The organism is Streptomyces sp. NPDC005181 (assembly GCF_040608395.1).
In the GTDB taxonomy this organism is placed as follows: domain Bacteria; phylum Actinomycetota; class Actinomycetes; order Streptomycetales; family Streptomycetaceae; genus Streptomyces.
On record NZ_JBEXID010000011.1, the window covers coordinates 34,743 to 56,335 of the forward strand.

The 21,593-nt window shown below is 71.3% G+C and carries 20 protein-coding genes and 1 pseudogene; 3 read left to right on the top strand and 18 right to left on the bottom strand.

All coding sequences use genetic code 11. The features are described from left to right. Window positions 1-15: 15 nt before the first annotated feature. From era to ABZV38_RS10565, 8 genes and pseudogenes are all read right to left on the bottom strand, one after another. Window positions 16-966 (bottom strand): GTPase Era, encoded by a 951-nt coding sequence (gene era / locus ABZV38_RS10530; protein WP_356326390.1) that lies wholly within the window; start codon window positions 964-966, stop codon window positions 16-18. 21 nt (window positions 967-987) lie between these two features. Continuing rightward, a pseudogene (locus ABZV38_RS10535) lies at window positions 988-1,309 on the bottom strand (DUF916 domain-containing protein); the annotation flags it as partial. 37 nt (window positions 1,310-1,346) lie between these two features. Next, complete coding sequence (locus ABZV38_RS10540) at window positions 1,347-1,715, bottom strand: cytidine deaminase (RefSeq protein ID WP_356326392.1); 369 nt, start codon at window positions 1,713-1,715, stop codon at window positions 1,347-1,349. A gap of 42 nt (window positions 1,716-1,757) precedes the next feature. Further along, window positions 1,758-2,111 carry an MmcQ/YjbR family DNA-binding protein gene (locus tag ABZV38_RS10545; RefSeq protein WP_356326393.1) on the bottom strand — a complete coding sequence of 118 codons (354 nt, stop codon included), beginning with the start codon at window positions 2,109-2,111 and terminating at the stop codon, window positions 1,758-1,760. Continuing rightward, window positions 2,108-3,400, bottom strand: coding sequence for a hemolysin family protein (locus tag ABZV38_RS10550; RefSeq protein WP_356326394.1), 1,293 nt, complete (start codon window positions 3,398-3,400; stop codon window positions 2,108-2,110). The genes ABZV38_RS10545 and ABZV38_RS10550 overlap by 4 nt, the downstream gene beginning before the upstream one ends. Next, a complete protein-coding gene (gene ybeY / locus ABZV38_RS10555; RefSeq protein ID WP_356326395.1) occupies window positions 3,397-3,894 on the bottom strand; it encodes an rRNA maturation RNase YbeY in 498 nt (165 codons plus the stop codon). The genes ABZV38_RS10550 and ybeY overlap by 4 nt, the downstream gene beginning before the upstream one ends. Window positions 3,895-3,906: 12 nt before the next feature. Beyond that, window positions 3,907-4,923 carry a PhoH family protein gene (locus ABZV38_RS10560; RefSeq protein ID WP_356326396.1) on the bottom strand — a complete coding sequence of 339 codons (1,017 nt, stop codon included), beginning with the start codon at window positions 4,921-4,923 and terminating at the stop codon, window positions 3,907-3,909. Between the two features lie 148 nt (window positions 4,924-5,071). Continuing rightward, the gene (locus ABZV38_RS10565; RefSeq protein WP_356326397.1) at window positions 5,072-6,175 is read right to left on the bottom strand and encodes a PfkB family carbohydrate kinase; all 1,104 of its coding nucleotides are present in this window, start codon (window positions 6,173-6,175) and stop codon (window positions 5,072-5,074) included. A 328-nt stretch (window positions 6,176-6,503) separates the two neighbouring features. Between ABZV38_RS10565 and ABZV38_RS10570 the strand changes: the two genes are divergently transcribed. Beyond that, on the top strand, window positions 6,504-7,862 hold the full coding sequence (locus tag ABZV38_RS10570) for an MFS transporter (RefSeq protein WP_356326398.1): 1,359 nt from the start codon (window positions 6,504-6,506) through the stop codon (window positions 7,860-7,862). Here the strand turns inward: ABZV38_RS10570 and ABZV38_RS10575 are convergent. The 9 genes from ABZV38_RS10575 to hrcA form a co-directional block, all read right to left on the bottom strand. Further along, window positions 7,826-8,818, bottom strand: a complete 993-nt coding sequence (locus ABZV38_RS10575; protein ID WP_356326399.1) for an adenosine deaminase — start codon at window positions 8,816-8,818, stop codon at window positions 7,826-7,828. The genes ABZV38_RS10570 and ABZV38_RS10575 overlap by 37 nt on opposite strands. 35 nt (window positions 8,819-8,853) lie before the next feature. Continuing rightward, window positions 8,854-9,768 carry a ribonuclease Z gene (locus ABZV38_RS10580; protein WP_356326400.1) on the bottom strand — a complete coding sequence of 305 codons (915 nt, stop codon included), beginning with the start codon at window positions 9,766-9,768 and terminating at the stop codon, window positions 8,854-8,856. Between the two features lie 14 nt (window positions 9,769-9,782). Then, window positions 9,783-10,142, bottom strand: coding sequence for a histidine triad nucleotide-binding protein (locus ABZV38_RS10585; protein ID WP_356326401.1), 360 nt, complete (start codon window positions 10,140-10,142; stop codon window positions 9,783-9,785). A gap of 132 nt (window positions 10,143-10,274) precedes the next feature. Next, on the bottom strand, window positions 10,275-13,526 hold the full coding sequence (locus ABZV38_RS10590; protein WP_356326402.1) for a S41 family peptidase: 3,252 nt from the start codon (window positions 13,524-13,526) through the stop codon (window positions 10,275-10,277). Between the two features lie 79 nt (window positions 13,527-13,605). Then, entirely contained in the window at window positions 13,606-14,175 is a 570-nt protein-coding gene (locus ABZV38_RS10595) for a hypothetical protein (protein ID WP_356326403.1), read from the bottom strand. A gap of 75 nt (window positions 14,176-14,250) precedes the next feature. Then, entirely contained in the window at window positions 14,251-14,997 is a 747-nt protein-coding gene (locus ABZV38_RS10600; RefSeq protein WP_356326404.1) for a 16S rRNA (uracil(1498)-N(3))-methyltransferase, read from the bottom strand. Next, window positions 14,994-16,067 (bottom strand): nitronate monooxygenase, encoded by a 1,074-nt coding sequence (locus ABZV38_RS10605; protein WP_356326405.1) that lies wholly within the window; start codon window positions 16,065-16,067, stop codon window positions 14,994-14,996. The genes ABZV38_RS10600 and ABZV38_RS10605 overlap by 4 nt, the downstream gene beginning before the upstream one ends. 201 nt (window positions 16,068-16,268) lie before the next feature. Further along, window positions 16,269-17,405, bottom strand: coding sequence for a molecular chaperone DnaJ (gene dnaJ / locus ABZV38_RS10610; protein ID WP_267005251.1), 1,137 nt, complete (start codon window positions 17,403-17,405; stop codon window positions 16,269-16,271). Next, window positions 17,406-18,422, bottom strand: coding sequence for a heat-inducible transcriptional repressor HrcA (gene hrcA, locus ABZV38_RS10615; RefSeq protein ID WP_356326469.1), 1,017 nt, complete (start codon window positions 18,420-18,422; stop codon window positions 17,406-17,408). 191 nt (window positions 18,423-18,613) lie between these two features. Between hrcA and ABZV38_RS10620 the strand changes: the two genes are divergently transcribed. Both ABZV38_RS10620 and ABZV38_RS10625 read left to right on the top strand, forming a co-directional pair. Continuing rightward, window positions 18,614-19,336: an MBL fold metallo-hydrolase gene (locus ABZV38_RS10620; RefSeq protein ID WP_356326406.1), complete on the top strand. Its 723-nt coding sequence runs from the start codon at window positions 18,614-18,616 to the stop codon at window positions 19,334-19,336. A gap of 25 nt (window positions 19,337-19,361) precedes the next feature. Beyond that, window positions 19,362-20,183, top strand: a complete 822-nt coding sequence (locus ABZV38_RS10625; protein ID WP_356326407.1) for a DUF3097 domain-containing protein — start codon at window positions 19,362-19,364, stop codon at window positions 20,181-20,183. Window positions 20,184-20,338: 155 nt separating this feature from the next. On the opposite strand, the gene hemW is transcribed toward ABZV38_RS10625, so the two are convergent. Beyond that, the gene (hemW, locus tag ABZV38_RS10630; RefSeq protein WP_356326408.1) at window positions 20,339-21,580 is read right to left on the bottom strand and encodes a radical SAM family heme chaperone HemW; all 1,242 of its coding nucleotides are present in this window, start codon (window positions 21,578-21,580) and stop codon (window positions 20,339-20,341) included. Window positions 21,581-21,593: the final 13 nt, after the last annotated feature.

Consider the following 21,593-nt stretch of genomic DNA (forward strand, 5'->3'; position numbering starts at 1 on the left):
CGCAGTTGACCCGCCTCAGAATCCGAGCTTGCGCAGCTGCTTGGGATCGCGCTGCCAGTCCTTGGCGACCTTCACATGCAGGTCCAGGAAGACCGGCGTGCCGAGCAGCGCCTCGATGTGCTTGCGCGACTTCATGCCGACCTCCTTCAGCCGCTTGCCCTTCGGGCCGATGATGATGCCCTTCTGGCTGGGCCGCTCGATGTAGACGTTCGCGTGGATGTCGAGCAGCGGCCTGTCCGCGGGACGGTCCTCGCGCGGCAGCATCTCCTCGACGACGACCGCGATGGAGTGCGGCAGCTCGTCACGTACGCCTTCGAGCGCGGCCTCCCGGATCAGCTCCGCGACCATGACCATCTCGGGCTCGTCGGTGAGGTCGCCCTCCGGGTACAGCGGCGGGCTCTCGGGGAGCAGCGGGGCGATCAGGTCGGCGAGCAGGTCGACCTGGCTGTCCTTCACGGCGGAGACCGGGATGATCTCGGCCCACTCGAAGCCGAGCTCCTCGCCGAGGCGGGAGACGGCGAGCAGCTGTTCGGCGAGCTGCTTGGAGTCGACCAGGTCGGTCTTGGTGATGATCGCGATCTTCGGGGTCTTCTTGATGCCCGCGAGTTCCTTGATGATGAACTTGTCGCCGGGGCCGAGCTTCTGGTCGGCGGGCAGGCAGAAGCCGATGACATCGACCTCGGCCCAGGTGGTGCGTACGACATCGTTGAGCCGCTCGCCCAGCAGGGTGCGCGGCTTGTGGAGGCCGGGGGTGTCGACCAGGATCAGCTGCGCATCCTCGCGGTGCACGATGCCGCGCACCGTGTGCCGGGTGGTCTGAGGCCGGTTGGAGGTGATCGCCACCTTCTGGCCGACCAGAGCGTTCGTAAGGGTGGACTTGCCCGCGTTGGGGCGGCCCACGAAGCAGGCGAAGCCGGCGCGGTGCGGCGCCTCGGATCCAGGAGTGTGAACGCTCATGCGGGCCATTCTCCCCGATCCGCGGCGCCCTCACGTACCGCGCACCCCTGCCGCGCCGTCGCCGTCACGTACCGTGCGCGTCCGGTGCCGTACCCGCAGCCACCCCGCGGCGCCCGCGGCCCCCCGCCGACAGGGCGGCCGCGGCCGTCCAGGGCGGCACGAAGAAGGAGGCGCCGGCGGTCTCGCGTACGTCCCGGGCGCGGGCCGTGACGGTGGCCTCGCCCCAGTCGAACTGAGGCGCGCCCGCCCATCGCCCGGTGAGCCGGATCTTCTGGCGCGGCAGCCGCTCGCCGGGGATCTTCGTCAGATCGCGGGCCAGGAGCGTACGGCCGAAGAGGCCTTCGGCGCGCACACGGCGGAGCCGCACCTCATGCTGCGGGAACGGGGCCTCAGCCGGCCGGGATCGTGAGACGTACCGCACCGTCCGGCCCGGCCAGCAGCACCGGGGTCGCCGGCCCGCCCAGGTCCCGTACCGCCGCACGGTCCGCGTCCGACGGGGCCGCGGCCTCGGAGACGATCGCGGCCGCCTCCAGCGAAGTGGCGCCGCTGGCCACCGCCATCGCGACGGCGGTCTGCAGCGCGCTGAGCTTCAGCGACTCCAGCTGTACGGTCCCCGCGACATACGTACGCCCGGTCTCGTCCCGTACGGCCGCGCCCTCCGGCACTCCGTTGCGGGCGCGGGCGCTGCGCGCCAGGGTGACGATCTTGCGGTCCTCGGGGCCGAGGTCGGTGCTCTGGAGGTCGGTGCTCTCGGTCATGGCCAGAGCATAGGCCAGGGCCAGGACCTCAGGCCCGCTCGGTCAGGGCCGGTCAAGGCGGAGCCGCTCCGCCCGCGGCAGCCCCGCCACCACCAAGTCGTACGAGTCCTCGACCAGCTCCCGCAGCAACCGCCTCGGCACCCCCGACACCGTCACCGTGTTCCAGTGCCGTTTGTTCATGTGCCAGCCCGGCACAATCGCCGCGTACTCCTCGCGCAACCGCGCCGCGTCATCCGGATCGCACTTCAGATTGACCGTCAGCGGCCGTGCGTCCAGCGCGCTGAGCGCGAACATCTTGCCGAGCACCTTGAACACCGAGGTCTCCGGTCCGAACGGAAACTCCTCGACGCTCGCGTTGAACTCGAGGCAGAACGCCCGCAGCTCCTGCGGAGTCATTCCGCCTTCGCCTCCTCCGGCCCCACTGGCTCCACCAGCACCGTGACAATCTTGTTCCGGCGCCCCGCCGGAGACTCCGCCGTCAGCCGCAGCCGACGCCTGTCGGGCAGGTCGACGACCGACGACGCCCCGGCAATCGGTACCCGGCCCAGCGCCTTCGCAAGCAGCCCGCCGACCGTTTCCACATCCTCGTCGTCGTACTCGTCGAGGCCGAACAGGTCTCCGAGGTCGCCGATGTCGAGCCGGGCGGTCACCCGGAAGCAGCCGTTCTCCAGTGCCTGGACGGGCGGCAGTTCGCGGTCGTACTCGTCGGTGATCTCGCCGACGATCTCCTCCAGGATGTCCTCGATCGTGACGATCCCTGCCGTACCGCCGTACTCGTCGATGACGACGGCTACGTGGCTGCGGTCCTGCTGCATCTCGCGCAGCAGATCCCCGGCGTTCTTCGTGTCCGGCACGAACGCGGCCGGCCGCATCGCCGTGGAGACCAGATCGGCTTCCGACTCCCGGTTGATGTGCGTCTTGCGGACGAGGTCCTTGAGGTAGACGATCCCGACGATGTCGTCCTCGTTCTCCCCGGTGACCGGGATCCGCGAGAACCCGGAGCGCAGGGCCAGGGTCAGCGCCTGTCGGATCGTCTTGTACCGCTCGATGCAGACCAGGTCCGTCCGCGGCACCATCACCTCGCGTACGAGCGTGTCGCCGAGCTCGAAGACGGAGTGCACCATGCGCCGCTCATCGTCCTCGATCAGCGACTCCTGCTCGGCGAGGTCGACCATCGCCCGCAGTTCGGCCTCACTCGCGAACGGGCCCTGGCGGAAACCCTTGCCGGGCGTGAGTGCGTTGCCCAGCAGGATCAGCAGTTGCGGGATCGGGCCCATGATCCTGGCCAGCGGCAGCAGGACGTAGGCCGCGGCCGTCGCCGTGTTCAGCGGGTGCTGCCGGCCGATGGTGCGCGGCGAGACCCCGATGGCGACATAGGAGACGAGGACCATCACGCCCATCGCGACGGCCAGCGCCTCCCAGGTCTCCTGGAACTCCTTCAGGCAGGCGTACGTGACGAGCACCCCGGCCGCCATCTCGCAGGCGACCCGCACCAGCAGGGCGACATTGAGATAGCGGGTCGGGTCGGCCGCGACCTGTTCCAGCTTGTCGCTGCCGCGCCGCCCGGACCGGACCGCCTCGGCGGCCCGGAAGCTCGACGTCCGGGCGATGCCCGCTTCGGCGCAGGCCGCCAGCCAGCCGGCGACGATCAGCAGCACGGCTCCGGTGATGAGGGGGACGCTCACGACACGGTCGGGGCGGGCGACGGACCGGTCAGGCCGTGCTCGGCACGCCAGCCGTCGACGATGGCCGCCTGGAGACCGAACATCTCGGCCTTCTCGTCCGGCTCCTCGTGGTCGTACCCGAGAAGATGCAGCACTCCGTGGACGGTGAGGAGCTGGAGCTCCTCGTCCATGGAGTGCTGGGTCTCCGCGTCCTCGCCCTGCTTCTTCGCCACCTCGGGGCAGAGCACGATGTCGCCGAGGAGGCCCTGCGGGGGCTCCTCGTCGTCCTTGGCCGGCGGACGCAGTTCGTCCATCGGGAAGGACATGACATCCGTCGGACCCGGCAGGTCCATCCACTGGATGTGGAGCTGCTCCATGGCGTCGGTGTCCACCACGATCACCGAGAGTTCGGAGAGCGGGTGGATCCGCATCCGCGCGAGCGCGTAGCGGGCGATGCCGAGGATCGCCTGCTCGTCGACCTCGGTTCCGGACTCGTTGTTGACGTCGATCGACATGGTGCGCTGCGACTACTTCCCGTTGTGGCTGTCTCGGTTGTCGTACTTCTCGTACGCGTCGACGATACGGCCGACCAGCCTGTGCCGGACGACATCCTGGGAGGTGAGCCGGGAGAAGTGCACATCCTGGACACCGTCGAGGATGTCCTGGACCTGGCGCAGACCGCTCTTCGTGCCGTTCGGCAGGTCGACCTGGGTGACGTCACCGGTGACGACGATCTTCGAGTCGAAGCCGAGACGGGTCAGGAACATCTTCATCTGCTCGGCGCTGGTGTTCTGCGCCTCGTCGAGAATGATGAACGCGTCATTGAGCGTGCGGCCCCGCATGTACGCCAGCGGCGCCACCTCGATCGTGCCCGCCGCCATCAGCCGCGGGATCGAGTCGGCGTCGAGCATGTCGTGCAGCGCGTCGTAGAGCGGGCGCAGATACGGGTCGATCTTGTCGAAGAGCGTGCCGGGCAGGAAGCCGAGCCGCTCCCCCGCTTCGACGGCGGGCCGGGTCAGGATGATCCGGCTGACCTGCTTGGACTGCAGGGCCTGGACCGCCTTCGCCATGGCCAGATAGGTCTTGCCGGTACCGGCGGGTCCGATACCGAAGACGATCGTGTGCTTGTCGATCGCGTCCACGTACCGCTTCTGGTTGAGCGTCTTGGGGCGGATCGTGCGACCACGGCTGGAGAGGATGTTCTGGGTGAGCACCTCGGCGGGTGTCTCGCCCTGCGGCTCTCCCTGGCCGTTGCCGCTCGCCCGGAGCATGGCGATCGAGCGTTCCACTGCGTCCTCCGTCATCGGCTGCCCGGTGCGGAGCACGAGCATCATCTCGTCGAACAAGCGCTGGATCAGGGCGACATCGACTGCGTCCCCGATGGCGCTGATCTCATTGCCCCGGACATGGATATCGGCGGCCGGGAACGCCGTTTCGATCACGCGCAGCAGCGAGTCTCCCGATCCCAGGAGCATCACCATGGGGTGTGCGGCCGGGATCCTGATCTGGGCACGCGCCTGCGGCTGTGTGGGTGTCTGAGTCATGGGCCGGCCCTCGGGCCTGCACATACCTCCCGTTGCAGGGTTCTCGCTGCTCGACAACCTCTGGATTACCAAGCGTACGACTCCGCACGGACAACACCGAGGGCTTTTTCGTACGCATGACGAACGCGCGTACCCATGCGGCCCTGTGTCATGCCGGGCTGCGGAAGCCGATCGTGGGTACGGCCCGGCGCAGCGGCCAGGGCCGGGCGGCCGCGGGCAGCAGGCCCTCAAGGAACGCGTACCGCTGCAGCGCCGCCGGATCCTGGCCGTCGCAGGTGCGGACCCGCTGCCACCAGGCGGCGATCTCCGCCCAGCCCGGCGCCGACAGGGACCCACCGAACTCCTGCACGGAAAGTGCCGCGGTCAGTCCGGCGAAGGCCAGCCGGTCGGCCAGCGGCCAGTCCGCCAGGGTGCCGGTGACGAAACCGGCGACGAAGACATCGCCCGCCCCGGTCGGATCGAGCGCCTCGACCTCGATCGCGGGCACCTCGGCGGTGACGCCGGTCGCCGCGTCCACCGCGTAGGCGCCCTCCGCACCGAGCGTGACCACGGCGAACGGCACCCGCTCGGCCAGGGCATGGGCGGCGGCGCGCGGGCAGTCGGTGCGGGTGTAGCGCATCGCCTCCTCCGCGTTGGGCAGGAAGGCCCGACAGTGCTCCAGGTCGGGCAGCGCGTCCAGGTCCCAGCGGCCGGTCTCGTCCCAGCCGACGTCGGCGAAGATCCGGGCACCGTGCCGGGCCGCGGTGGCGACCCACGGTTCGCTGCGGCCGGGGGTCAGTGAGGCGACGGCGGCGCGGGCGCGCGGCGGACAGTGCGGAAACGTCCGGTTCGCCGGGGTGGCGGGCGGCGGGGCCTCGTGGCCGTGCGACACCATCGTCCGCTCGCCCTCGTAGGCCATCGACACGGTCACCGGCGAATGCCAGCCGCGGACGGTGTGCGACATCGAGAGGTCGATGCCCTCGCCCTGCTCGAGGGCGTCCCAGCAGTATTCCCCGTAGTGGTCGTCGCCGAATGCCGCGGCGAGCGAGGTGTGCAGTCCGAGTCTGGCCAGTGCGGTGGCCATGTTGGCGACCCCGCCGGGGCTGGAGCCCATGCCGCGCGCCCAGGACTCGGTGCCGCGCACCGGGGCGCTGTCCAGGCCGGTGAAGACGATGTCGAGGAAGACCGTGCCGGTGAGGAACACATCGCAGTCCGGGTCCTGCGGGGCGCGCAGCCCGTCCAGTGGGTCGATGCCTGGATTGTCTGTACTCACCTTGCACTCCCCGGTCGTGGCAGATCTGGCCAGTGTGCCCGATACGCGTTCGCATCCGGAGGGTCCGCGCCGCCGCGTCGGGAGGGCGGGCGGCGGGTCTGCGCGTACAGACGCTGACCTGCGTAAACATTCGCTGTTACCCGGCACGTAAGACCGTAAACACATAAGTGACCCAGATCACACAGGGGTGCCTTTCGGTCGGCTGTGCGCACTTGATACAAATTGGCCCGCGAGCACCGTTGTCGACGTCACCGACGAGTGTGCTGCCTCCCCCGCATTTCCCCCATTGCCCTCCCCTGCCTTCTTCGGCATGTCTTCAGGAACGCCCATGTCCTCGCGCCCGCGCGCCGCGTGGCCCCTGGTCGCCGTGTTCACCGCCGGTTACCTCGCCGCCTATCTGCTCCCCACCCTCGTCGGCAGGCTCTCCACCCATCTGGGTCTCAGCGCGGCCCAGGCCGGACTCGTCGGCAGCGCGCTGCTGCTGAGTTCGGCCACCGCCGGGTTCTCGCTGGCGGGCCGGGTCGAGGTGTACGGGCTGCGGAGACCGGCACGGCTCGGGCTGGTCCTGGCCATGGCGGGGTACGGCTGCGCCGCGCTGACGGGCTCCGTGCCGCTGGTGGTCATGGGCGCGATGATCGGCGGCTTCGGCTCCGGTACGGCGACGGCGGTGGCCGCGGCCGGCATCGCCGCGCAGCGCGATCCGCACCGCACCTCGTCGCTGGGCCTGCTCAGCGTCTCCGCGACCGCGGGCGCCCTCTATCTGACGATGCCGCACCTGAGCCACGGCCACCGGCTGCCGTTCGCCTCGATCGCGCTGGTCGCCCTGCTCGTCTGGCCCGCCACCGCACGGCTCGGCGGATCGGCGCCCACCGGTGCCGGCGCGCCCGCCTCCGGCCGGCTGCCGCACCGCCGCTCCGGTCTGGTGCTGGCGGGCGGCATGCTCGTCTGGTCCATGGCGCAGAACGCTCTGTGGGGGGTCAGCAGCCGGATCGGTGTGGTCCAGGCCGGACTCTCCGAGGTCACCGTCGGCGCGGTGTTCGCCGCCGCGCTCGGTGCCGCGCTGCTCGGCGTGATGGGCGCCGGGGTGCTGGGCGCACGGCTCGGCCGGGCCGTGCCGATCGGTCTCGGGACGGTGATCATCGCGGCCAGCATCGTGCTCAGCTCGTCGGCGGACGGCCTCGGTTCGTTCGCCGCCGGTGAGATCACGTGGAACACCGTCTACCCGGTGGTCCTGTCGTACCTGATCGGCCTGGCCGCGGCGCTGGACGTGCGCGGACGCTGGGCGGTCCTGGCGGGCTCCGCGTCGTCCGTCGGCGTGGCCTGCGGTCCGGTCCTCGGCAGTGTGCTGTCCGAGGCGGCCGGCTATCCGGTGATGGGCCTGATCCTGGGTGCCGTGACGGTGCTGGTCGCCGCCCCGGTCACGGCCGTCGCCCTGCACACCGGTGGCCGTCCGCTGGTGCCCGGTGCGGTCCGCCGCCGGGGTGGCGCTCCCGCGGCCCTGCTCGCCGCCACCACCGGCACGCTGCCCGGTGCGGTGCCGAAGGTGGGCTCGCCCGAACAGGCCGTCACGGAGATCAGCGTGCCCGCGCTGCGCCGCAGGCGCCTCGGCAGGAACGCGTTCCGGACGGCCGGTCCGTCGGGCGCGGGCGCTCAGTCGAACGCGTACGCCTCGACCTCCGACAGATAGCGCGACCTGCGCTCCTCGTCGTGGTCGAGGAAGGCCGCCTCGAAGGAGTTGCGGGCCAGCGTGCGCAGCTGCTCACGCTCCAGGCCGAGCGCCTCGTGGACGGCGTGGAAGGTGTCTCCGACGTATCCGCCGAAGTAGGCGGGGTCGTCGGAGTTCACCGTGCACAGCAGTCCGGCGTCCAGCATGGCCCGCAGCGGGTGGTCCTCCAGGGTGTCGACGGCGCGCAGCCGCACGTTGGACAGCGGGCAGAGCGTGAGCGGCACCCGCTCGGCGACGAGCCGCTTCACCAGGTCCGGGTCCTCCATGCAGCGAAGCCCGTGGTCGATGCGCTCGACCCCCAGGATGTCGAGCGCCTCCCGGATGTACTCGGGCGGGCCCTCCTCGCCGGCGTGCGCGACCTTCCGCAGCCCGAGCGCCTCGGCCGCCTCGTACACCTCACGGAACTTCGCGGGCGGATGCCCGACCTCCGCCGAGTCGAGGCCGACGGCGCTGATCCGGTGCAGACAGGGCTTCGCGGCGTCGAGGGTCTCCAGGGCCGACGCGGCGGACTGGTCGCGCAGGAAGCACATGATCAGCTGGGTGGAGATGCCGTGCTTCTCCTCGCTGCGGTCGAGCGCCCGGCCGAGTCCTTCGACGACGGTGCCGATCGGGACACCGCGGGCGGTGTGCGCCTGCGGGTCGAAGAAGATCTCCGCGTGGCGGACGCCCTGGGCGGCGGCGCGGGTGAGATAGGCGTCGGCGAGTTCCTCGAAGTCCTGCTCGGTGCGCAGGACGGCCATCAGCGCGTAGTACAGGTCGAGGAAGGTCTGCAGATCGTCGAAGAGGTAGGCCGTGCGCAGCTCTTCGGTGTTCGCGTACGGCAGCTCCACGCCGTTGCGTGCGGCGAGGGCGAAGGCCAGCTCGGGTTCAAGGGTTCCTTCGATGTGGAGGTGGAGTTCGGCCTTGGGGAGATGCACGGGTTTCTCGCTAACGAATGGTGTTGCTGTTGATGTCACCGCTGCTGATGGCGGGTGGGGACAGGAACGCTCATCAGGTCCTGGGCAATGGTCAGTTCGCCCTCGAACCCGGCGGCGCGGGCCTGGGTGGCGAAGACGTCCGGGTCTGCGTACCGCTGCGAGAAGTGCGTCAGTACGAGATGCCGTACGCCCGCCTCCTGGGCCACCCGGGCCGCCTGTCCGGCGGTGAGATGCCCGTGGTCGGTGGCGAGACGTTCGTCCTCGTCGAGGAAGGTCGACTCGATGACCAGCATGTCGCACCCCTCGGCGAGCGTGTACACGCCGTCGCAGAGCCTCGTGTCCATGATGAACGCGAAGCGCTGTCCGCGCCTGCGCTCGGAGACCTCGTCGAGGCCGACGCCGTCCAGCGAGCCCTCGCGCTGGAGCCGGCCGATGTCCGGCCCGCCGATCCCGTGCTCGGCGAGCCGGTCGGGAAGCATGACCCGCCGGTCGGGCTCGACGAGGCGGTAGCCGTACGACTCGACGGGGTGCGAGAGCTTGTGGCTGTGCAGGGTGTACGCGTCCGTCTCGGCCAGGATCCCGTCGGCGGCGACCGGGGCCTCGGTCAGCTCGACGGACTCGCGGTAGGCGGTCGCGTACCGCAGCCGCTCGAAGAAGTGCCGGCCGCTCGCCGGGTAGTGCGCGGTGACGGGGTGCGGCACCTGGTCGAGGTTGATCCGCTGGATCACCCCGGCCAGGCCGAGCGAGTGGTCGCCGTGGAAGTGCGTGACGCAGATCCGGTTGATGTCGTGCGCGGCGACTTTGGCCCGCAGCATCTGGCGCTGGGTGCCCTCGCCCGGGTCGAAGAGGATGCCCTCGCCGTCCCAGCGCAGCAGATAGCCGTTGTGGTTGCGGTGCCGGGTGGGGACCTGGCTGGCGGTGCCGAGGACGACGAGCTCTCGTACGGACATGGTGCGGCGGCCTGTTATCCGGGGGGCCACTGCATTCCGCGGCCGCCCAGGACGTGGGCGTGCGCGTGGAAGACGGTCTGTCCGGCACCGGTACCGGTGTTGAAGACGACCCGGTAACCCGTGTCGGTGATCTTCTCGTCGGCGGCGACGCGCTCGGCCTCCAGCAGTATGTCGGCGGCGATCTGCGGTTCGGCGGCGGCGAGGGCGGCGGCGTCGCGGTGGTGGACGCGGGGGATGACGAGGATGTGGGTGGGGGCCTGGGGGTTGATGTCGCGGAAGGCGACGGTCGTCCCGGTCTCGCGGACGATGGTTGCCGGGACCTCTCCCGAGACGATCTTGCAGAACAGGCAGTCGGGCTGCGGTTCTCCCGCCATGGCCGGGCTCCTCGGTCGCGTGGTTGATCCGTACACGGGCATGCTATCGGGCGCGGCCTGCCCGTTCCCGCGACCGGAGCGCTGCTGCCCCGGTCGCAGGAACGGGCAGGCAGGGGAACAAGCCCCTGCCCCCTACCCCGGCAGACCCGGTGCCGTCTTCGCCGGGCTCTCCGCAAGCCCCTCCAGCGCGATCCGGATCGCCGCATCCAGCTGCGGGTCCCGCCCCGCCGCGTGGTCCTGCGGCGCCATCACGACCTCCACATCCGGGTCCACCCCGTGGTTCTCGACACCCCAGCCGTACCCCTCCAGCCAGAACGCGTACTTGGGCTGCGTGACCAGTGTGCCGTCGACCAGCCGGTACCGGCTGTCGATGCCCACCACGCCGCCCCACGTCCGCGTACCGACCACCGGCCCGATCCCGAGGGCCTTGATCGCGGCGTTCACGATGTCGCCGTCCGAGCCGGAGAACTCGTTCGCCACGGCCACCACCGGACCGCGCGGCGCGTCCCCGGGGTAGCTGTACGGCTGCATGCCGCGCGGCAGGTCCCAGCCGACGATGCGACGGGCCAGCTTCTCCACCACCAGCTGTGACGTGTGGCCGCCGCGGTTCTCCCGAACGTCCACCACCAGCCCCTCACGGGCCACTTCGACCCGCAGATCGCGGTGGAGCTGCGCCCAGCCGGAGCCGACCATGTCAGGGACGTGGAGGTAGCCGAGGCGCCCGCCGGACTGCTCGTGCACATACGCCCGCCGGTCCGCCACCCACGCGTGGTAGCGCAGCGCCTCCTCGTCCGCGGTCGGTACGACGACGACATGACGCAGATTGCCGCCGTCCACCGGCTCGACGGTCAGCTCGACCGGCTTGCCCGCCGAGCCGGTGAGCAGCGGTCCGGGCCCGGTCAGGGGGTCGACCTCCTGCCCGTCGACGGCGAGGATCGCGTCCCCGGCGCGGACCGCGACGCCGGGCTCGGCGAGCGGCGAGCGGGCTGCCGGGTCGGACGTCTCGGACGGCAGGATCCGGTCGATGCGCCAATAGCCGTCGTCCGCACGGGAGATGTCGGCCCCGAGCAGCCCCTGTCGGCTCGGGTCGTCGTGCCGGCCGCCCGGCGGCGTCACATACGCATGCGAGGTGCCGAGCTCCCCCTGCACCTCCCAGAGCAGGTCGACAAGGTCGTCATGGGTGGCGACGCGCGCCAGCACCGGCCGGTAGCGGTCGAGGACCCCGTCCCAGTCGACGCCGCCCATGTCGGGCCGCCAGAAATTGTCGCGCATGATGCGGCCGGCCTCGTCGTACATCTGGCGCCATTCGGCGGCCGGTTCGACGGTCCGCCGGATCCGGGAGAGGTCGACGGTGACGTTGTTGTCGCCGCCGCCGTCGTGGTCGTCGTCGGAGTCCGCCGGGACACGGCTGTCGGCGGGCACGACGCGCAGCTTGCCCCGGGTGTGCAGGACCAGCCGCTTGCCGTCGCCGCTGACGGCGAACCGGCTGACATCGGAAGCGAGTTCGTCGCTGCGCAGCTTCTCCAGGTCGTACCGCTCCAGGACGGTCTCCGGCCCCCGGGAGTCCGGCGTCGCCCCTGCCGTACCGAGCACGCCCGTCACCGGGTGCCGCAGCCACAGCAGTCCGTCCTTCGCCGCGCGCAGCGAGGAGTAGCGGGCGGCCTCGACGGGCAGCGGCACGATCCGGTCGGCGAGCCCTTCGAGGTCGATCCGGGTGACGGGCAGCGCGGTGGGGTTGTCCTGGTCGCCGTCGCCGGAGCTCTTCTCCTTCTCGGTCGGGCGGCCGTGGCGCTGCGGACCGAACGGGGAGGGTGTGGTGGCGGCGAGCGTCAACAGGTGCGGGCGGCACGCGCCGACGAAGGCCAGGTCGAAGACGTGCGCATCGTAGACCGGGTCGAAGGCCCGCTCGGAGAGGAAGGCGAGGTGCTTGCCGTCGACGGTGAACGCGGGGGCGTAGTCCCGGAAGCGGAGCGGCGTGGCCTCGGCGACCGACAGATCGGCGAGGTGCGCGAGCTTGAGCTGGCTCAGCGGCTCGGGCCCGGGGTGGGACCAGGCGAGCCATGCCGAATCGGGCGAGAAGACGAGCCCGGCGGCGTCGCCGTGCTCGCTCCGGTCGACCTCGTGGATCTCGCCGCTCTCCCGCTCGACGATCAGGATCCGGCCGTCGTGCGAAGCGACGGCGAACCGGCTGCCGTCGGGGGCCGCCGCCAGGTCGAGCACCCTGCCCAGCCGGCCGGCGGCCAGCCGGCGCGGTGCGGTGCCAGGGGCGATTCCGGTGGCGGGTGCGCACTCGAGGGCGTCGTCGCCCTCCGCGTCGGTGACCCAGACGACGTGCTGATCGCCGTCGGCCTGGAACGTGCGGGGCAGTCTGGCCCGTACCCCGGGTTCGACGGCCAGTGCACGGGCCGGGCCCTCACGGTGGGTGACCCAGTGGACGGCGCCGCGCGTCCCGACGGCGCTGCCGCGGCCGGTACGGTCCGGGGACGCCGAGTCGAGGTGGCTCCCGGCGTGCACGAGGTGCGGCTGGAGGTCGGCGCGCTGGCCGCCGAGCCGGATGTCGAGACGGCGGGGTACGGCGCCTTCGAGGTCGTCGAGCAGCCACAGCTCACCGGCCGAGGCGTAGCTGACACGGGTGCCGTCGGTCGTCGCGTGGCGGGCGTAGAAGCCGCCGGCCTCGGTGTGCCGGCGCAGGTCGGAGCCGTCGGGGAGCGAGGAGTAGAGGGCGCCGACGCCTTCGTGGTCGGAGAGGAAGGCGAGACGGTCGCCGACCCACATCGGGCATTCGATATTGCCGTCGAGGCCCTCGTGGATCCGTACGAAGTCGGTGGCGCCGTCCGGTCCCTGGCCTTCCCCGGGTACGTACGCAAGCCACAACTTGCCCGCCGTGCCGCCCCGGTAGCGCTTCCAGGTGGCGGCCTCGCGCCCCATGGTGGCGGAGAGCAGCAGGATCCGTCCGCCGGGTCCGTACGCGAGAGAGCCGACCGGCCCGTACGGCAGGGTCCGCGCGGGCCCGCCGTCGACCGGGACCGCCCGGGCCCAGCTGCGGCGCAGCGACACCTGCCCGTGGGTGCTGATGACCAGTACGTCACCTTCAGGGGTCCAGCCACGCACGGAGGTTCGGGCGTCGCCCCAGTAGGTCAGCCGCTTCGAGGGGCCGCCGTCGACGGGCGCGAGGTGCACCTCGGGGGCGCCGTCCCGGGTGGATGTCCAGGCGACGTGGGTGCCGTCGGGCGAGATGCGCGGCTGGCCGACGGGCCGGTTGTCGGCGCTGACCCGCCAGGCCCGGCCGCCGTCGAGCGGCGCCAGCCAGACATCGTCCTCGGCGGTGAAGGCGATCAATTCACCCTGGACATGGGGGTACCGGAGATAGGCAGGCTGTGTCACATCGATCACCCTAGGCTGCGGTCGCGCTGCGGGGAACGGGGTTGGCCGGAGTCCGCCCACGCCTGCGGGTCGGACACACTCACTTGCCCTGGGGATAGTCGGTCACCGTGACGGTCACGGTGACCGTCGGCCGGGCCCCGGCACCGCCACCGCCGCTTCCACCGCCGCCACCGCCCGTCGGCGGTGTCACGCCGCCGATCGAGGGGGCGGCGTCGCAGTCGCCGAGCACATCGGCCCGCAGGACGGTCCTGTCGCCGACCTTCCCGGTCAAGTCGCCCCGTACACAAAGCCCGTTGACCTCCTTCGTGACCTTGCCGGCGATCGTGATGTCCTTGCCGCCCGCGGTCCGGCCGCGGCAGTCGACCTGCGCCACCTGCCGCACGGACGCGGAGGGTGAGGGCGAGGACGACGTCGCCCCGCCGCTCTCGACCTCGGCCGTGCAGTTCAGCCACTGCACATCGACCCCTTTGCGCTCCAGCGCCGCGGTGCTGGTCCGGTCGGTGGTCAGGGCGACGGACGCGGAGTTCAGCCCGTCGATCGGCTCGCAGGCGACGGCCCCCGCAACCGCCGCACCGACGAGGCACAGTACGGCCGGAATACGACGGGTCCGGCCGTGACCCCATGGACTCGATGCCCTCAATGTCCCCATACGTGAAATCGTCCCACCACTCCCCACAGTGCGGTAGACCGCTTGCAGCCACACCGGACATGCGGTAAAGGGTGGTTACGCCCAGCGGCCGGTGCGTCCCAGCAGCAGCGCCGTCGCTGCGGTGCCCGCCGTCGAGGTGCGCAGTACGCTCCGGCCGAGTCGGCAAGTCCGGGCGCCGGCCTCGGCAAAGGCTTCCAGCTCGTCCGGCGAGACACCGCCCTCGGGCCCCACGACCAGCATGATCTCGCCCCCGACGGGGAGTCCGACGGTGGCCAGCGGCTCACTGTCGTACTCCCGCTCCTCGTGCAGGACGGCCGCGAAGTCCGCGTTGGCCAGAAGCGCGGCAACCTGTTTGGTCGTCATTGCGTCCGTCACGTCCGGGAACAGCACCCGGCGCGACTGCTTGCCCGCCTCGCGGGCCGTGTTCCGCCATTTCGCCAGGGACTTGAGACCGCGGTCGCCCTTCCACTGGGTGATGCAGCGCGAGGCCTGCCACGGCACGATCGCGTCGACACCGGTCTCCGTAAGGGTCTCGACGGCGACCTCACCGCGATCCCCCTTGGGGAGCGCCTGGACCACGGTGATACGGGGCGCGGGCCGGGGCTCCTCGTGGACCGTGCCGAGGTCCGTCAGGACGAGCCGGTCCTTGCCCTCGGCGGCCTGTACGACGCCTTCCACCCACCGGCCGTGCCCGTCCGTCAGGACGACGCCCTCCCCGGCGTGCAGCCGTTTCACCGATACGGCGTGCCGCCCCTCGGGCCCTTCCAGGACGAACCGCGGGCCGCTGGGGACCTGCTCGACGACGAAGACCGGTGCGGTCACTGCGTGCTCCTTGTGCTCACTGCCGCGCGTGCGGCGTCCAGTTCTTCGGCGAGCAGCCCCATCAGCCGGCCGGCCGGCAGCTCGCGCGCCATCCGGTGGCCCTGGCCCGCCCACAGGGCCATGCCCTGGGCGTCCCCGGCCTTGGCTGCGGCCTTGCGCAACCCGCTGGTGACATGGTGCACCTGCGGGTAGGCCGCGGGGGCGTACGGCCCGTGCTCGCGCATGAAGCGGTTGACGAGGCCGCGGGCCGGTCGCCCGGAGAACGCCCGGGTCAGCGCCGTCCGTACGAACAACGGGTTGGTCAGCGCCTGCTTGTGCAGCAGATGGGCACCCGACTCGGGGCAGACCAGGAAAGCCGTGCCGAGCTGCGCCGCCTCCGCACCCGCCGCGATCACCGCTGCGATCTGGGAGCCGCGCATGATGCCGCCCGCTGCGATGACCGGCACCTGGACGGTCTCGCGGACCTGGGCCACCAGGGAGAGCAGCCCTATGCCGGTGCCGTCGGTCTGCGGGTCGTCGCGGTGGGTGGACTGGTGGCCGCCCGCCTCGATGCCCTGGACACAGACCGCATCGGCGCCCACCCACTGGGCGGTCTGCGCCTCCTCGGGCGTGGTGACCGTCACGACGGTGTACGTACCGGCTCCGGCGAGCGCTTCAAAGGTGTCGCGGGTGGGGCAGCCGAACGTGAAGGAGACCACCGGAACCGGGTCCTCCAGAAGGATGGCGAGCTTTGCCTCGTATCCGTCGTCACCGCACGAGTCCGGGTCGCCGAGCGGAGTCTCGTACCAGGCGACCTCACCGGCCAGTTGCTGCTGGTACACCTCGACGGCGCTCGGGTCGGCGAGGCTCGGCTGCGGCATGAAGAGGTTGACGCCGAACGGCTGACGGGTCAGCCGGCGCAGCTGTTTGACCTCGTTGTACATGCTGTCCGCCGTCTTGTACCCGGCAGCGAGGAAGCCGAGCCCGCCCGCTTCGGCGACGGCCGAGACCAACTGCGGACAGGACACACCGCCCGCCATCGGGGCCTGCACGATCGGATACCGGCAGAGATCGGTCAACGCGGATGGCATGGCCGCATCGTGTCACGTCCCATGCACCGTGCCGAATCAGCCATGAGGCGGCCGGAAAGATATCCGAAGCGGGATCCGAAAGGGCAGCCGAAGGGGGATCCGAAAGGTGCCGGGAAGTGTTACCGCCAAATGCGCACCGCCCGTCGGTCCGGGACCGGCGGGCGGTGCGATGCACAGGGCGGTGACGCGACGGGACGGCCCTCAGCGGCCGTTGAACGCGTCCTTCAGCCGGGAGAACAACCCCTGCTGTCCTGGCTGGAACTGACCGGTGGGCCGCTCCTCGCCGCGCAGCTTCGCCAGCTCCCGCAGCAGTCGCTCCTGCTCCGGGTCCAGCTTCGACGGGGTCATCACTTCGACGTGCACGATCAGATCGCCGCGCCCGCCACCCCGCAGGTGCGTGATGCCGCGCCCGTGCAGCGGGACCGACTGGCCGGACTGGGTGCCCGGCCGGATGTCGACCTCCTCCAGGCCGTCGAGCGTCTCCAACGGCACCTTGGTGCCGAGCGCGCCCGCCGTCATGGGGATCGTGACGGTGCAGTGCAGATCGTCGCCGCGGCGCTGGAACACCGCGTGCGGCAACTCGTGGATCTCGACGTACAGGTCGCCGGCCGGGCCGCCGCCGGGTCCGACCTCGCCCTCGCCCGCGAGCTGGATGCGGGTGCCGTTGTCGACACCGGCGGGGATCTTCACGGTGAGCGTGCGCCGCGAGCGGATGCGGCCGTCACCGGCGCACTCCGGGCACGGGGTCGGCACGATCGTACCGAAGCCCTGGCACTGCGGGCAGGGCCGCGAGGTCATGACCTGGCCGAGGAACGACCGGGTGACCTGGGAGACCTCACCGCGGCCGCGGCACATGTCACAGGTCTGGGCGGAGGTGCCGGGTGCGGCCCCCTCGCCGCTGCAGGTCGTACAGACGACGGCCGTGTCGACCTGGATGTCCTTGGTGGTGCCGAACGCGGCCTCGCCGAGATCGATCTCCAGCCGGATCATCGCGTCCTGGCCGCGCCGGGTGCGCGAACGGGGTCCGCGCTGCGACGCCGTACCGAAGAACGCGTCCATGATGTCGGAGAAGTTGCCGAAGCCACCCTGTCCGAATCCGCCCGCGCCACCGCCGCCGGAGGCGGACAGCGGGTCGCCGCCGAGGTCGTAGACCTGCTTCTTCTGCGGGTCCGACAACACCTCGTAGGCGGCGTTGATCTCCTTGAACCGCTCCTGGGTCTTCGGATCGGGGTTGACATCCGGATGCAGCTCGCGTGCGAGCCGCCGGAAGGCCTTCTTGATCTCGTCCTGAGATGCGTCGCGGCGCACGCCGAGTACGGCGTAGTAGTCCGTGGCCACTTACGACTCCGCCAGGATCTGTCCGACGTAACGTGCCACTGCGCGTACCGCTCCCATCGTTCCGGGGTAGTCCATGCGGGTCGGTCCGACCACGCCGAGTTTGGCGACTGCCTCGTCGCCCGAACCGTAGCCGACCGCGACGACGGACGTGGAGTTGAGCCCCTCGTGGGCGTTCTCGTGCCCGATACGTACGGTCATGCCCGAGTCCTTGGCCTCGCCGAGCAGCTTCAGCAGCACGACCTGCTCCTCCAATGCCTCCAGCACCGGCCGGATCATCAGAGGGAAGTCGTGCCCGAAGCGGGTGAGGTTGGAGGTGCCGCCGATCATCAGCCGCTCCTCCGTCTCCTCGACGAGGGTTTCGAGCAGGGTCGAGAGCACGGTGGACACGGTTCCCCGGTCCTCGCTCTCGAAGGATTCCGGCAGGTCCTGCACCAGCTGCGGGACGTCCGAGAAACGGCGTCCGACGACCCGGCTGTTGAGCCGGGCCCGCAGATCGGCGAGAGAGCTCTCACCGAACGGCGCGGGGCAGTCGATCATGCGCTGCTCGACCCGGCCGGTGTCCGTGATCAGCACGAGCATCAGCCGGGCGGGCGCCAGCGACAGCAGCTCCACATGCCGCACCGTCGACCGGGTCAGCGAGGGGTACTGCACGACGGCGACCTGCCGGGTCAGCTGCGCGAGCAGCCGTACGGTGCGGCCCACGACGTCGTCGAGGTCGACCGCGCCGTCGAGGAAGTTCTGAATGGCCCTGCGCTCCGGCGACGACAGGGGCTTGACCCCCGCCAGTTTGTCGACGAAGAGCCGGTAGCCCTTGTCCGTCGGGATGCGTCCCGCGCTGGTGTGGGGCTGGGCGATGAAACCCTCGTCCTCCAGCACCGCCATGTCGTTGCGGACCGTCGCCGGGGAGACCCCCAGCTTGTGCCGCTCGGTGAGCGCCTTGGAACCGACGGGCTCCTCGGTGCCGACATAGTCCTGGACGATGGCGCGCAGCACTTCGAGTCTGCGTTCGCTGAGCATGGCGCGCACCTCCAGCTGTGTCACTCGGTGGATCCCGGTCGTTTCGGTCATTCCTCGAAGAGCCCTGGCACTCGATGCGTCCGAGTGCCAGTAATCCCCCGCCAGTGTACGGCGGTCGGGTGGGGCCCTAGCAAGGGCGACCGGCCACGCTACCCCGAGACTGCGCAGGTCGTTGCCGATAGCGTCGCTGTATGGACGCCTCTTGGGAAGAGTTCGGCTGGGAGCGACTCGGCAACGGTGTGGGCCGGCGGCGGCTTCCCGGGTGGGACGCGACGGTCGCACTGGTGGTCGGGGCGGACGGGGCCCTGCTCTTCGACACCGGATCGACGCTGCGCGAAGGAGCGGAAGTCCGGGCCCAGGTGCAGGCACTGACCGGCCGGAGGGTGACGCATATCGCACTCAGCCACCCCCACTTCGACCATGTGCTCGGCACCGCGGCCTTCTCCGGGGCCGAGGTGTACGGTGCGGTCGGAGTGACGGATCTCCTCACCCGCGGAGCGGACGAGCTGCGCGCCGACGCGGTGCGCCACGGGGTGCCCCAGGAGGACGCGGCGCAGGCGGCCGACGTGCTGGTGGCGCCGCACCACCAGGTGTGCGGCGAGTGGACCCTCGACCTGGGCGGTGACCGCCAGGTGCTGCTGGCGAACGTGGGCCCCGGCCACACCGGCCACGATCTCGCGGTCCTGGTGCCCGGCTCCCCCACCGTCGTGCTCTGCGGCGACCTGGTCGAGGAGTCCGGCGAACCGCAGGCGGGCCCGGACGCGATCCCGTCGCGCTGGCCGGCCGCGCTGGACCGGCTGCTGGCGTTGGGCGGCGAGCACGCGGTGTACGTGCCGGGGCACGGTGCGCTCGTGGACGCCTCGTTCGTGCGTGCGCAACGTGACCATCTGTCCACTGCATTCGGCGTGTCGTGACGCGTTCCCGTCCTATCGTCGTCCGATGCGCAGCTACCACCCGGATCTGACCCCACCGTGGAAGAAGTCCGCCCCCGTCCCCGAGGTCCCCGCCGAGCCCGATCTGGTCGTGGAGGAGGTCTCCACCGGCTTCTGCGGTGCGGTGATCCGCTGCGAGAAGACGGCCCAGGGCCCGACCGTGACCCTTGAGGACCGTTTCGGCAAGCACCGCGTGTTCCCGATGGAGCCGCGCGGCTTCCTCCTGGAGGGCCGGGTCGTCACCCTCGTACGCCCGTCGGCGCCCGGTCCCCTCCGTCCCACCCGCACGGCCTCCGGCTCGGTCGCGGTCCCCGGGGCGAGGGCGCGGGTGGCACGGGCGGGCCGGATCTATGTCGAGGGCCGGCACGACGCGGAGCTGGTCGAACGGGTCTGGGGCGACGACCTGCGCATCGAGGGCGTGGTCGTCGAGTATCTGGAGGGCATCGACGACCTCCCGGCCATCGTCCGCGACTTCGCCCCCGGCCCGGACGCGCGACTGGGCGTCCTGGTCGACCACCTGGTCCCCGGCTCCAAGGAGTCGCGGATCGCGAGCGAGGTCACGGACGCGAACGTCCTGGTGGTGGGCCACCCCTACATCGACGTCTGGGAGGCGGTGAAGCCGTCGTCGGTGGGCATCGCGGGCTGGCCGGTGGTGCCGCGCGGCCAGGACTGGAAGACGGGCGTGTGCCGGTCGCTGGGCTGGCCCGAGAACACGGGGGCGGCGTGGCAGCGCATCCTGTCCACGGTCCGCTCGTACCGGGACCTGGAGCCGGCGCTGCTGGGCCGGGTGGAGGAGCTGATCGACTTCGTCACGGCGCCGCGGGAGTAGACGGGGCTGCGGCGACTGCCCCCGAGCCCGGTCGCCCGCCGGGCGGGCGGCTTTCAGCCCGTCCGGCGTCTGAGGACCGGGGGGCCGGGACAGAGCCCCCGGGCAGGAGCGGGCAGGGAACAGGCCCGCCGCGGGCACACCCGCCGCCCGCCCCGTCAGTCCACCAGGTCCCTGACCACCGCATCCGCAAGCAGCCGACCCCGCAGAGTCAGTACGGCCCGCCCCTCCGCGTAGGGCGCCGCCTCCAGCAACCCGTCCGCCACCGCGCGCCCGGCCGCGGCCAGCCCGGCCGGAGCCAGCAGCGACAGCGGACAGCCGTCGACCAGCCGCAGCTCCAGCAGGATCCGTTCGACGCGGCGGTCCTCCTCGGAGAGCACCTCGCGTCCCGCGCCCGGCGACCGCCCCTCCGCCAGGGCCTGCGCGTACGCACCGGGATGTTTGACGTTCCACCACCGCACCCCGCCCACATGGCTGTGCGCGCCCGGCCCGGCGCCCCACCAGTCGGCGCCCCGCCAGTACAGCTCGTTGTGCAGGCAGCGCCCCTCGGGCGTCCGGGCCCAGTTCGACACCTCGTACCAGGAGAAGCCCGCCGCGGCCATCGCCTCGTCGGCGATCAGGTAGCGGTCGGCGTGGACGTCGTCGTCCGTCATCGGAACCTCGCCGCGCCGGATCCGCCGCGCCAGCTGCGTCCCCTCCTCGACGATCAGCGCGTACGCGGACACATGGTCCGGCCCCGCCCCGATCGCCGCGTCCAGCGAGGCCCGCCAATCGTCGTCGGACTCCCCGGGGGTGCCGTAGATCAGGTCGAGGTTGACATGCTCGAAGCCCGCAGCCCTCGCCTCGGCGACGCATGCCTCGGGCCGCCCCGGCGTATGCGTACGGTCGAGGATCTTCAGCACGTGCTGCCGCGCACTCTGCATCCCGAACGAGATCCGGTTGAAGCCGCCTTCCCGCAGCTCCGACAGATACGCCGGGTCGACGGACTCCGGATTGGCCTCGGTCGTGATCTCCGCGTCGTCGGCGAGCCCGAACTCGTCACGGATCGCCGCCAGCATCCGTACGAGGTCCCCGGCGGCCAGCAACGTGGGCGTGCCGCCGCCGACGAACACCGTACGGACCGGCCGCGGGTCGTCGCCGAGCACCTTGCGGGCCTGCCGGACCTCGCCGATCAGGTGGGTGGCGTAATTGTCCCGGGAGGCCAGCGCACCGCCGGAGCCGCGCAGCTCGGTCGCGGTGTACGTGTTGAAGTCGCAGTAGCCGCAGCGGGTCGCGCAGTACGGCACATGCAGGTAGAAGCCAAGCGGCCGGTCGGCGGCGCCTTCCAGGGCATGGCGGGGCAGCGCCCCGTCGTCGGGCACGGGTTCACCATCGGGCAGTACGGAAGGCATACCGTCCATTGTCACTCGCCGC